General features: G+C 70.8%; 9 protein-coding genes and 1 pseudogene. 1 reads left to right on the top strand and 9 read right to left on the bottom strand.

Annotation, left to right across the window (positions count from 1 at the left end; all coding sequences use genetic code 11):
- The first annotated feature begins 212 nt into the window (after positions 1-212).
- Positions 213-839 (top strand): helix-turn-helix domain-containing protein, encoded by a 627-nt coding sequence (locus tag OG884_RS28275; protein WP_326637855.1) that lies wholly within the window; start codon positions 213-215, stop codon positions 837-839.
- A 97-nt stretch (positions 840-936) separates the two neighbouring features.
- Here OG884_RS28275 and OG884_RS28270 read toward each other — a convergent pair.
- The 9 genes and pseudogenes from OG884_RS28270 to OG884_RS28230 form a co-directional block, all read right to left on the bottom strand.
- A pseudogene (locus OG884_RS28270) lies at positions 937-2,343 on the bottom strand (FAD-dependent oxidoreductase); the annotation flags it as partial.
- On the bottom strand, positions 2,274-3,602 hold the full coding sequence (gene kynU, locus OG884_RS28265) for a kynureninase (protein WP_326637853.1): 1,329 nt from the start codon (positions 3,600-3,602) through the stop codon (positions 2,274-2,276). The gene kynU and the pseudogene OG884_RS28270, both read right to left, overlap by 70 nt.
- A 213-nt stretch (positions 3,603-3,815) precedes the next feature.
- Positions 3,816-4,835 (bottom strand): LLM class flavin-dependent oxidoreductase, encoded by a 1,020-nt coding sequence (locus OG884_RS28260; protein WP_326637851.1) that lies wholly within the window; start codon positions 4,833-4,835, stop codon positions 3,816-3,818.
- A gap of 112 nt (positions 4,836-4,947) precedes the next feature.
- On the bottom strand, positions 4,948-5,271 hold the full coding sequence (locus tag OG884_RS28255) for a TIGR04076 family protein (RefSeq protein ID WP_326637849.1): 324 nt from the start codon (positions 5,269-5,271) through the stop codon (positions 4,948-4,950).
- A gap of 65 nt (positions 5,272-5,336) precedes the next feature.
- Positions 5,337-5,726 carry a nuclear transport factor 2 family protein gene (locus OG884_RS28250; protein ID WP_326637847.1) on the bottom strand — a complete coding sequence of 130 codons (390 nt, stop codon included), beginning with the start codon at positions 5,724-5,726 and terminating at the stop codon, positions 5,337-5,339.
- A 73-nt stretch (positions 5,727-5,799) separates the two neighbouring features.
- The gene (locus tag OG884_RS28245) at positions 5,800-7,086 is read right to left on the bottom strand and encodes an amidohydrolase family protein (RefSeq protein ID WP_326637846.1); all 1,287 of its coding nucleotides are present in this window, start codon (positions 7,084-7,086) and stop codon (positions 5,800-5,802) included.
- Positions 7,083-8,807 carry a hydantoinase B/oxoprolinase family protein gene (locus OG884_RS28240; protein ID WP_326637844.1) on the bottom strand — a complete coding sequence of 575 codons (1,725 nt, stop codon included), beginning with the start codon at positions 8,805-8,807 and terminating at the stop codon, positions 7,083-7,085. Before OG884_RS28240 ends, OG884_RS28245 begins: the two co-directional genes overlap by 4 nt.
- Entirely contained in the window at positions 8,800-10,476 is a 1,677-nt protein-coding gene (locus OG884_RS28235; protein ID WP_326637842.1) for a hydantoinase B/oxoprolinase family protein, read from the bottom strand. The genes OG884_RS28240 and OG884_RS28235 overlap by 8 nt, the downstream gene beginning before the upstream one ends.
- Complete coding sequence (locus tag OG884_RS28230) at positions 10,473-12,530, bottom strand: hydantoinase/oxoprolinase family protein (protein WP_326637840.1); 2,058 nt, start codon at positions 12,528-12,530, stop codon at positions 10,473-10,475. Before OG884_RS28230 ends, OG884_RS28235 begins: the two co-directional genes overlap by 4 nt.

Raw genomic sequence — 12,530 nt, 5'->3', positions numbered from 1 at the left:
CCCGGCCCACTCGACGCGGTGGGCCGCCGGCTCGGCGATGCCGCCGACGCGCTCGCGAACGCGATACTCAAGCGGAGCCACTGAAACCGCGCCGTCGTACACATAACCGTCTGCCATTTCCCCCTCCCTTTTGACGAAGGACGACTCTTGCTATGAAATATGTTTAGCTAGAGCGAACAGGCGGCCGCGCCGCTTGACGGAGGGAGCCGTAGGTGGGCACATCGGAGCGTCATGGCGGTGAGGAGCCGGACCGCCAAGACGCCGTCGGAGCCCGGATGCGGCAGTTCCGCAAGGAGCGCGGTCTGACACTGCGTGGTCTCGCCACCCACTCCGGGCTCTCAATCGGGTTCCTCTCCCAGGTCGAGCGGGGCATCTCCTCCATCGGCCTGACCGCGCTCAACAGCGTGGCCACCGCGCTCGACCGGAGCGTGGCGGAGTTCTTCAACGACGTGCCGCCGGAGGAGACCGAGGAGAGGCAGCCGCCGGTCTCCCCGCTGCCGAGCCACTTCACGCTCACCCGCTCCGCGACGGCCGCCACCGAGTACATCTCGGGCCAGCAGACCTACCGCATGCTCTCGGCCAGGGGGCCGAACCTGGTGCTCGAACCGCTGCTGGTGCACATCGCACCCGGCGGCAAGCGTGAGGACTCCTACGGTCACGCCGGGGAGGAGTTCGCCTTCGTGCTGGAGGGCGAGCTGCTGTACGAGGTCGACGGCGTCGAGCACCGGTTGCATCCGGGCGACAGCGTCCATCTGAGGTCGACGGTCCCGCACAGCATGTTCAACGACACCGACCGGGTCACCACCGTCGTATCCGTGGTGACCCCTCGATTGTTCTGACCGTCCGCACCCCGCAACGACACCGACCGGGTCACCACCGTCGTATCCGTGGTGACCCCTCGATTGTTCTGACCGTCCGCGTCCCGCGCCGCCGCGGTCAGTGGCGGCGTAGGGCGCGGATCGCCGACGCCGCCAGTGCGGCCGCGGCCAGCGCGCCGAGCGCCCCCGCGGCGACCGCCCGGCGCTGGCGGGAGATGCGGGGCTGGATCTCGGCGTACGGCATGGTGGTGAACGAGACGAGCTCGTAGCGCGAGGTGTAGCGGCCGGGCAGCAGCCGTTCCAGGCCGTGCTCGACCCGTTTCTGTAGCAGGAACGACCGGGAGGCGACCTTGTCGCGCATCTCGACGAAGTTCGCGAGCGCGAGTTCGGCGATGGTGTCGGCGTGTTCCTTGCGACGGGCGCCGTACCGGGCGAGGGCCTCGGGGAAGTCGTCTCCGGTCTCCTGCAGGCAGCGGTCGAGCTCCACGCAGTCCTCGAAGCCGCAGTTGGCGCCCTGGCCGTAGAAGGGGACGATGGCGTGGGCGGCGTCGCCGAGCAGACCGACCACGGCGCCGGCGCCGCGCACCTGCCATGGGCGGGCCCGCACGGTGACCAGGTGCCCGATCGGGTTGTGGGCGTAGTCTCCGGCGAGGTCGGGCATGAGCGCGCGGGCGTCGGCGTAGTGGGCGGCGAAGAACTCCTCGAACCGCTCCGCGGTGTCCAGTTCCTCGAAGCTGCCGGGCCCCGACTTGGGCCAGAACAGCGTGCAGGTGAAGGACCTGTCCGGGTTGGGCAGCGCGATCATCATGGCCCTGCCGCGCGGCCAGATGTGCAGCGCGCCGGGGTCGAGGGCGAACCCGCCGTCGCGCGCCGGGATCGTCAGCTCCTTGTAGCCGTAGTCGAGGTAGTCCTGGCTGAAGTCGAAGCCGGGCAGCAGCTGCAGCCGTCCGCGTACCGCGCTGTAGGCCCCGTCGGCGCCGAGCACGACCGGGGCGCCGTGGGTGACCGGCCCCGCGGGCGTGTCGAAGTCCATCCGCCCCGAGTCGACGTCGAGCCCGGTCAGCCGGTGCTCGAAGAGGGCGCGGACCCCGGGCATGGCGAGGGCCGCCTCCAGCAGCGTGCGGTTGAGCTCGGCGCGGCTGATGGAGTTGATCGCCCGCTGCCCTCCCGCGCTGTACGGCTGGAAGCTGAGCGTGCCGTCCGGGGCGTGCATCATCCGGCCCGGCATCGGCAGCGCGGCCTTCAGCACCGCCTCGTCCAGACCGATCCTGCGCAGCGCGTCGATCCCCCGCTCGGAGATCGCCAGGTTGATCGAGCGCCCGCGCTCCGGAGTGGCCTGGCGCGGGTCGGGCCTGCGCTCGTACAGGGTGACCTCGTAGCCTCGGCGGGCCAGGTAGCAGGCCGTCAGGCAGCCGACCAGTCCGGCGCCGACCACGGCGACCTCGCCACGGGAGCTCATGCCGGGTTCACCTCCTCGGCGAGCGCGGCGGCCGCCCGCCAGCAGTCGTGGAACGTGGAGTACATCGGCACGGGGGCCAGCCGGATGACGTCCGGGCGCCGCACGTCGGCGAGGACGCCGTGCACCTCGTGCAGCCGGGTGGCGAGGGTGGCGGCGTCAGCGGTGTCGGGGCCCCCGGTCACCCGCAGGGAGAGCTGCGCTCCACGCCTGGCCGGGTCGGCGGGCGTGACGATCTCCAGGGGGCGGTCGCGGACGACCTCGGTGAGCAGCCGCTCCAGGTAGCCTGTGAGCGCCAGGCTCCGCTCCCTCAGCGCCGCCATCCCGGTCTCGGCGAACATCCGCAGCGAGACCCTGACCGGGGCCATGGCGAGGATCGGCGGGTTGGAGATCTGCCAGGCGTCGGCGGTGGGGACGGGGACGAGTTCGGGCCGCATCTCGAAGCGGGTCGCCTGCTCGGTGCTCCACCACCCGGCCAGCCGGGGCAGTTCGGGGTCGGTCACGTGGCGCCGGTGCACGAAGCAGCCCGCGACGGCGCCGGGACCGGCGTTGAGGTACTTGTACGAGCACCAGGCCGCGAAGTCCACGTCCCAGTCGTGCAGCGCGAGCGGCACGTTCCCCGCGGCGTGCGCGAGGTCCCAGCCGACGACGCATCCGGCCGCGTGCCCGGCGGCGGTGACGGCGGGGATGTCGAGGAACTCTCCGGTCAGGTAGTTGACCCCGCCGAGGAGCACGAGCGCCACCCGGTGTCCCTCGCGGGCCAGGTAGTCCACGATGTCCTCGGTGCGCAGGCAGTCCTCGCCGGGGCGGGGGCGCAGCCGGACCACCGTCTCGTCGGGGTCGAGGCCGTGGTGGACCGCCTGACTGCGCACCGCGTAGCTGTCCGAGGAGAAGGCGTGGTCCTCGATGACGATGCGGGTGCGCTCGCCCGCCGGGCGGTAGAAGGTGGCCATCATCAGGTGCAGGTTGACCGTGAGGGAGTTCATCACCACGGTCTCCTCCGGGGCCGCGCCCACCAGCGCGGCGGCGTCCTCGCGCAGTTCGGCGTGGTAGGGCAGCCAGGGGTGCGCCGCCCGGTGGTGCCCCTCGACCGCGTGCAGCGCCCAGTCGTCCAGCTCGGCGGAGAGCGCGGCGCGGACGGCGCGGGGCTGGAGGCCGAGCGAGTTGCCCGCGAAGTAGGCGACCTCGGGGTATCGGCAGGAGGCGGGGGCGGGCGGGAGGAGGAAGTCCTCGCGGCGGCAGGCCGAGTCCTCGGCGTCGGCCGCCAGCGCCGCCCGCTCGCCGAACTCGCCGTCTTCGCCGAACACGTCGGCGCGCTTGCTCGTCACATCGTCTCCTTCTTCCCCGCCAATGTTCACTCATGCTGAACTCTAGTGAAATTAGTAGTACGAGACGATTCGGGCAGTGCGCTTTGCGGATGGAAGGTTCTTCGGGGATCCGGTTTCAGGATGACGGAGCGTCACCCGAAGGCACCGCGGTCAGGCCCTGCCCCCTTGGATCCCTTGCCTATCGCGGTCGGTCGGATCCGCGGGCCGGAACACCTACGCCGCTCCCTTCGGTGAGCGGTTCAGCAGCGGCAGCACCTCGGTGCCCAGCAGTTCCACGCCACGGTCGTCGGTGAGGCCGTGCGGCGTGCCGAACTCCACCCGGTGCGCGCCCGCGTCGATCAGCGCCTGAGCCTGCGCGGCGACCTGCTCCGGGTCGCCGGAGAAGGCGAACAGGTCGAGCAGATCGTCGGGGATCAGCCGTCCGGCGGCCTCGTCCCGCCCGGCGTCGACCAGCTCCTTGACCCGGCCGAGCAGGTCGGCGGGGATCTCCACGGTCGGGTCGAGGTCGGCGACCACCGCGAGGTACATGGCGACCTCGCTGCGCGCCCTGGCCCTGGCCGCGGCGCCGTCCGTGTCCACGACCGTCACCGCGCCCAGGACGACGCCCACCTGGCCCGGGTCACGTCCGGCCGCCGTCGCCCCGGCCGCGACCCGCTCGCGGATCACCCCGACCATCGCCGGGTTCGCGCTGCCGCCCACCTTGATCTCGTCGGCGATCCGCCCGGCCAGCGCCGCGCCCTTCGGCCCCCAGGCGCCGAGCAGCAGCGGCGGCCGGGTGCGGTGCACGGGGTAGCGCAGCCGGGTGCCCGGCGCCAGGCGGAACATCTCCCCCTCGAACCCTCCGGCGTCGCCGGCCAGCAGCCGGTAGACCACCTCGACGGTCTCCGCCAGCGCGGTCAGCGGCCGGGGCTGGGCGATGCCCACGGCGCCGAGCCAGGTGCCGCGCGCCAGGCCCAGGTAGGCACGACCGTGCGAGGCCAGGTCGAGGGCGGCGAGCTGCCCGGCGATCTCGTACGGCGCCGCCGAGTACGGGTTGAGGCAGGCCGCGCCGAGCCGCACCCTCTCGGTGGCGGCGGCCATCTCCAGCAGCGGGAAGATCGGCGGCTGGTACATCAGGTCGCCGAACACGCTCAGCACGTCGAAGCCGTGCTCCTCCGCGCGGCGCGCGAGCCGGGCGTAGTCACCGGCCCGCTTGTCGCTCTGCAGACCGAGGCCGATCTCGGCGGTGCTCATCACATCTCCTTGAGGTGGAGACCCCCGCCCTGAGGCGTGGGGAGGAAACAGCGAGGGGTTTCTTCGGAATCCCCGGGCTTCGGCCGCGGGGAGGATGTCGACGTGGATCCCCTCAGGTCAGGTCGGCGGAGTTCATCCGGCGGCGGCGGGTCCGCTCGACCCGCATCACCAGCCGCTCCTCCGGGTCGGGGCAGCAGAACAGGGAGTCCTGCGCCAGCCAGTCGCCCTCGGCGAGGTCACGCTGCTTTGCGGCGAGGAACGGCAGGACCGAGGCGAGCGCGTAGACGCAGAAGTGCCTGCCGTCGGGGAGCCGCAGGTGCGCGCTCCGCTCCAGTGTGAAGTGGTCGCCCACCTCCATGCCGCAGACGGATCTGCCCTCGATGCGGTCGACCACGACCCGCAGGTCGTACAGCTCCATGTCACCGTCGTCGTTCATGCCTGCTCCTTGCTCGCCCATTCCCTCGCCCGTGCCCTCGCCCGTGCCCTCGCCCGTGCCCTCGCTCATGGCACGAGCAGTTCGGAGTGGTGGTGCACGATGAGCCAGTCGTCGCCGGTCCTGCGCAGCACGTCGGTCACCCGGCTGTACTGCGCGGGTTCGCCCGACGCCTCGGCGACGAGCACGTAACGCGCCACCCCGGCGTCGCCCCACACGTCGATCCGCTTGTCCTCGGCCGCCAGCCTGTCGAGTTCGGGACGGGCACCCGAGCCGTCCCTCTCGTTGCGGTAGGCGTCGAGTTCCGACCGGGTCCGCAGTGGTCCCGGCAGGTGCGTCTCCCAGGTGGTCACCTCGGCGTGCAGGTGACTGTCGAATCGGCGGCGGTCCGCCGCGAGGAAGGCGTCGTACATGTCGTCGATGCCAGCCGCGATCGCGGCGGCCTCCGTGTCGTTCACAGCACCGTTCACCGGACCGTTCACCAGTACTTCACCCAGATGCCCCGGTCTTCAGACCCCGGGAAAACCGCGTTCACTGCCTCTCCCATCCCGACCGGTCGTCGCGGACGACCCGGCCGCCCTTCATCACCCAGCGGACCCCGCGAAAGGCCGAGGTGTCCGCGAGCGGGTCCGCGTCCATGGCGATGAGGTCCGCGTACTTGCCGACCTCGACGGTGCCGAGGTCGGCGTCGGCGCCGAGCCAGCGCACCGGGCCGAGCGTGCCCGCATACAGCGCTCCCGCCGGGCCGAGACCTCCCTCGGACATGCACTCCAGCTCGCGTACCGAGGCGTTGGTCCCCTCGAAGTCCCAGAACGGCGGCATGTCACTGCCCAGCAGGACGTCCACCCCGGCGTCGAGGGCCATGGCGTAGCTCTCCAGATGCCGGGGGCCGGCGCCGAGCGAGCGGCACTGCATCCACTCCGGCACCCCGAGCTCGTCGAAGAACTCCTTGCAGCGGGTGACGAGCAGCGTCGGCACCAGGGCCGTGCCGCGCTCGGCCATTCTCTTCGCGACCTCGGGGGTGAGCTGATAGCCGTGCTCCACGCAGTCGAGGCCCAGCTCGACGGCCTCGGCGATCACCGCCGCCGGCCCCGCGTGCGCGGTGACCTTCCGGCCCCAGGCATGCGCGGTCTGCAGCGCCGCCGCCATCTCGTCGGAGAACAGCTGCGGGGTGTCGATGTCCTCGTGCTCTCCGGCGATGCCACCGGAGATCATGATCTTGATGAGGTCGGCACCCGCCTTGACCTGGGTACGCACCCCGCGCCGGAACCCGTCGACTCCGTCGCACTCCATAGTGTCGCTCGCCTCGTGGCCGTGGCCGCCGGTGCAGACCAGGGCCTGGCCCGCCGTGAAGACGCGCGGCCCGCTCGCCCTGCCCGACTCGATGGCCCGGCGCAGCGCGAAGTCGGCGTGGTCCTTCTCGGCCACGCACCGCACCGTGGTGACCCCGCAGTGCAGGGTACGGCGGGCACCGTCGGCCATGTAGAGGACGAGTTCGTGCGCCGTCATGTTCTTGACGTTGTCGCCTCCCTGGCCCGGCAGCGACAGGGACAGGTGGGTGTGCATGTTGACCAGGCCGGGGGTGAGGTAGGCGCCGCCTAGATCAAGTCGCTGCGCCTCCCCCACCCGTTCCAGGACCTGCTCGCGGGGGCCCACGGCCGCGATCCGGTCGTCCCGGATCCACACCGCCGCATCCGTGATCCGCCCCTCGGCGCTCCGTGGAGCCTCGGCCGGTGCCTCGGCCGGCGCCTCGCCCGACGGAGCGCCGCCGGCGCGGGCGTCGGTGACCGTGCAGTTGACGATGACCACGTCGTTCATCGGACGGCCTCGATCCGGTAGATCCTGCGGGCGGCGTCGGGAGAGACATAGCCCTCGGCGACGTCGCGGCGGACCAGTTCGGGGTCTCGCTCGCACGGGTCCCCGTGCCCGCCACCACCGGCGGTCAGCAACCTGATCCGGTCACCGACCCGCACCTTGGTCCGCTTGGTACTGACCCGATGCTCGCGCTCGGTGTCGGGAAAGACCACCACCTGGTTGGGCTCGGGCTCCAGCCCGCCCTCCAGCGCCCACGGCCGCGACCGCGTCTTCTTGATGACCGACAGGAACTCCCCCGGGGTGACGAAACGGATGTCCCTCCGCAACCCCACCCCACCGCGGAACCGCCCGGCACCGCCGGAGTCCTCACGCATCTCCATCCGCTCGAAGAACATCCCGGTCCGCGCCTCCAGGACCTCGACGGGGGTGTTGCGGGCCTGGGTCTGGCACAGGTGGTTGGCGGCGTTCATGCCGTCGTGGGAGGGGGTGGCGCCCCAGCCGACCGGGTCGTTGTTGCTGACCGCGAACATCTGCCCGGTCTCCGGGTGGATCCCGACCATCATGAACCCCGGCACGTCCCCTCCCGAGGAGGCGGGCAGCCGGTCCGGCATGCCCTGCGCCAGCGCCTTGTAGATCAGTTCCAGGGCGACCGTCCCGGTCCACTGGGTGAAGGTCGCCGCCGGGTAGACGGCGTGGAAGAGCGTGCCGGGCTCGGCCCGCACCCGCAGGGGGGCGAAGTGCCCGGCGTTGGTCTGCTCGGTGGGCGTGGTGATCGCCTTGAACGCGACCCGGCAGGTCGCGATGGTCGCGCCGAACGGTAGGTTGACCGGCCCCTCGGTCGCGCCCGACGATCCGGCGAAGTCGACGGTGAACGTGCCGTCGGCGATGGTGACGGTGACCCGCATCCGGATCGGGTCCTCGGTGATGCCGTCGTCGTCCAGCCAGTCGACGGCGGTCCACGAGCCCTGCGGGAGGCGGGCGACGGCCTCTGCGGCGGACTCGGCGGCGCCCTCGATCACGGTCTCGACGACGGAGTCGACGACCGCCCTGCCGTAGCGGGCGTACAGCTCCTGGACACGGCGTTCTCCGGTGCGCAACGCGGCGACCTGCGCGTTCAGATCACCGATCACCAGATCCGGCATCCGCGAGTTGAACCGGATCAACTCGATGATCTCCCGGTTCGGCTCACCCCCCGAGAACACCTTCGTCCCGGGAAAGATGATCCCCTCCTGGTGCATGTCCGTGGAATCCAGCACATACCCCGGATCCTTGGCCCCCAGATCCATCCAGTGAGCCCGCACACACAGAAAACCCACCAGCTCCGACCCCAGGAACACCGGCGAGAACAACGTCGCGTCGTAGGAGTGTGCCGCGTTCCAATACGGATAGTTCAGCAGCACCACATCACCCGGACGCAGGTTCTCCCGCCCCACGTACTCCACACCCTTGCGGATGGAGTAGTCGTTGGCGCCGAGGAAGCGGCTCAGCCCCGTCGACTCGGCGACCAGGCGCAGGCCCGAATCGTAGACGGAGATGCCGAAGTCGAAGACCTCGTAGATGACCGGGTTGAAGGCGGTGCGCACGAGCGTGGCCCGCATCTCCTCGGCGGCCGAGGTGAGATGGCTGCGCACCACCTCGACCGTCGCGCCGTCCACCCGTGGCAGAGCCGTACCGGACCACTCGGACACCGTCTCGGACACCGTCTCAGACATCGTCTCAGACATCGTCGATCCCGTAGATCCTGCGGGCGGCGTCGGGAGAGACATAGCCCTCGGCGACGTCGCGGCGGACCAGTCCGGGGTCTCGCTCGCACGGGTCCCCGTGCCCGCCACCACCGGCGGTCAGCAACCTGATCCGGTCACCGACCCGCACCTTGGTCCGCTTGGTACTGACCCGATGCTCGCGCTCGGTGTCGGGAAAGACCACCACCTGGTTGGGCTCGGGCTCCAGCCCGCCCTCCAGCGCCCACGGCCGCGACCGCGTCTTCTTGATGACCGACAGGAACTCCCCCGGGGTGACGAAACGGATGTCCCTCCGCAACCCCACCCCACCGCGGAACCGCCCGGCACCGCCGGAGTCCTCACGCATCTCCATCCGCTCGAAGAACATCCCGGTCCGCGCCTCCAGGACCTCGATCGGGGTGATCCTCCCGGTACTGCCCGAGACGTGGGTGGCGGCGTTCATCCCGTCGTGGGAGGGGGTGGCGCCCCAGCCGACCGGGTCGTTGTTGCTGACCGCGAACATCTGCCCGGTCTCCGGATGGATCCCGACCATCATGAACCCCGGCACGTCCCCTCCCGAGGAGGCGGGCAGCCTGTCCGGCATGCCCTGCGCCAGCGCCTTCAGGATGAGCTCGACCGCGACGATGCCGGTCCACAGGGTGAACGTCGGCTGCGGGTAGACGGCGTGGAAGAGCGTGCCGGGCTCGGCCCGCACCCGAAGGGGGACGGTCGTGCCGAAGTTGGACGGCTCGTCGGGCGAGGTGAGCGACTTGAGGACGACCTTGCAGATCGCCTCGGTGGCGCCGAACGGCATGTTGATGGGACCGGGCGTGGCCGGTGCGGAACCGTCGAAGTCGACGGTGAACGTGCCGTCGGCGATGGTGACGGTGACCTGCATGCGGACCGGGTCCTCGGTGATGCCGTCGTCGTCGACCCAGTCGACCGCGGTCCACGAGCCCTGCGGCAGTTCGGCGAGGGCGGCACGGGTGCGCGCCTCGCCGTCCTCGATCATCCGCCCGACGGCGGCCTGCACCGTCGGGCGGCCGAACTTCTCCAGGATCTCCAGGAACCGGCGTTCTCCGGTGCGCAACGCGGCGACCTGCGCGTTCAGATCACCGATCACCAGATCCGGCATCCGCGAGTTGAACCGGATCAACTCGATGATCTCCCGGTTCGGCTCACCCCCCGAGAACACCTTCGTCCCGGGAAAGATGATCCCCTCCTGATGCATGTCCGTGGAATCCAGCACATACCCCGGATCCTTGGCCCCCAGATCCATCCAGTGAGCCCGCACACACAGAAAACCCACCAGCTCCGACCCCAGGAACACCGGCGAGAACAACGTCGCGTCGTAGGAGTGTGCCGCGTTCCAATACGGATAGTTCAGCAGCACCACATCACCCGGACGCAGGTTCTCCCGCCCCACGTACTCCACACCCTTGCGCAGTGAGAAGTCGTTGGCGCCGAGGAAGAAGGTGAGGCCGGTGGCCTCGGCGATCAGCCGCAGGTCGGCGTCGTACATCGACATGCCGAAGTCGTGGACCTCGTAGATGACCGGGTTGAACGACGTACGGATCAGCGTGGCCCGCATCTCCTCCGCCGCGGCGAGCAGGTAGCTGCGCACCACCTCGGCGGTCGCCCCGTCAAGTTTCTCGCCCAGTCGCTCGGTCATGACGACGCCTCCACAATCCTGACCAGCAGATAACCGTGCTCGTCGACCTCGACCCGCTGCCCCGAGGGGACCACGGTGGTCGAGGTGCCCTCGTCGACCAGCGCGGGTCCGTCGAACGCGTCGCCCGGCTCCAGCAACGCGCGGTCGTAGACGGCGAACGACGCCGTGGCGCGGGTACCGAAGTCGTAGGCGTCCCTGCGGGCGAACAGCGCCCGGCCCGCGTCGCCGTCGCCCGGTGGGCGCACCACCAACTCCGGCCGGTCGGTGCGGCCGACGCCGCGCACCCGCAGATTGAGGATCTGCAGCCGGTTGTCCATGGCGTGGCCGTAGCGCGCCACGTGGGTCTCCTCGAACGCCCGCCTGATCGCGTCCCGGTCGAGGTCGCGGCCGGTGGTGACGATGAGCGAGTGCTCCTGTCCCAGGTAGCGCAGCTCGAACTGGCGCTCCAGGACCATGTGCTCGGCCGCGACCAGCTGCGCCTCCAGGGAGTCGACGGCCTCGGCCTCGATGCCCTTGAAGACCGTCTCCAGCTCGTCGAGGTCGGCGTCGTCCAGGGTGGCCATCACCGTACGGGAGAAGTCGTCGACGATGTCGGCGCTGAGCATGCCCCAGGCGGAGAAACCTGACGGCGCGAACGGCACGATGACCTCGCCGATGCCCATCTCCGCGGCGAGCAGCGGGGCGAGCAGCGGTCCGGCCCCACCGAAGGCGAGCAGTGAGAAACCCCGGGGGTCGTGCCCCCGCTCGACGGTGATCTGCCGGACCGCGCCGACGGTCTTGGCCAGCAGCACGTCGAAGACGCCCGCCGCGGCGGCCTCCGGGCTCAGTCCGAGGGGCCGGGCCACCTGCTCGTCGAGCGCCGCGCGTGCGGCGTCGGCGTGCAGGTCCATCGTCCCGGCCAGGAAACGGCCCGGGTCCACGTAGCCGAGGACCACCGCCGCGTCGGTGACAGTGGGGCGGGTGCCGCCCCGGCCGTAACACACCGGGCCGGGGTCGGCACCCGCGCTGTGCGGACCCACCTTGAGCAATCCCCTCTCCAACCACGCGATCGAGCCCCCTCCGGCCCCTATCGTGCGAATGTCGTAAGTGGGGATCAGCAGCGGAAAGTGCTCCAGCTGCGCCTCGTAGGCGGCCACCGGGGACCCGTGCTCGATCACGCACGCGTCCAGCGAGGTGCCGCCGATGTCGAAGGTGAGAAGATCCCGGCGGCCGAGGGCGGCGGCGAGGTGCGCCGCGCCGACGATGCCGCCCGCCGGGCCCGACAGCACGGTGTGCGTCGGGGAGGTCTTGGCCACGGACGACGTCATGGAGCCGCCGCCGGACCGCATGATCAGGAACCGTCCGCCGAACCCGCGCTCGGCCAGCCCGTGCTCCAGCCTGTCGACGTACCTCTCGAAGATCGGCCGGATGTAGGCGTCGAGGACCGTCGTGCTGGTCCGCTCGTACTCGCGGTACTCCCTGACGATGTCGGTGGAGAGCGAGACCGTCACCTGCGGGTACGCCTCGCGGATGATCCGGGCGGCCTGGCGCTCGTGGGAGGGGTCGAGGAAGGAGTGCAGGAAGCAGACGGCGATCGACACCACGCCCTCCTCCTCGACCAGGACGCGGGCCGCCTCCCTGACGCCCTCGGCGTCGAGTTCCTCGACCACACGGCCCCGATGGTCGAGCCGTCCCCGCACCCCCACGGTGTGGCGGCGCCGCACCAGGCTCTCGGGGCGCTCGTACTGGAAGTCGTACATGTGGTCGGCGGGCACGTTGCCCCGGCCGATCAGGAAGATGTCGCGGAAGCCGTCGTTGGTGATGATCCCCGTCGGCTCGCCGCGCCGTTCCAGGACCGCGTTGAGGCCCAGGGTGGTGCCGTGGATGAACAGCTCCACCTCCGACAGGTCGGTGCCGAGCGCGGTGACCGCGTCGAGCACGCCCTCCCAGGGACGGGCCGGGGTGGTCGAGGCCTTCCTGAAACGCACCTCATGAGTGCGGGTGTTCAGCTCCATCGCGTCGACGAAGGTGCCGCCGATGTCGACGGCCAGACGAATGTGCTTCGGGTCGGGCAT

This window comes from Streptosporangium sp. NBC_01755 (assembly GCF_035917995.1).
In the GTDB taxonomy this organism is placed as follows: domain Bacteria; phylum Actinomycetota; class Actinomycetes; order Streptosporangiales; family Streptosporangiaceae; genus Streptosporangium.
The sequence above is the reverse complement of the archived record's forward strand: the minus strand, read 5'-3'. Positions and strand labels throughout refer to the sequence as shown.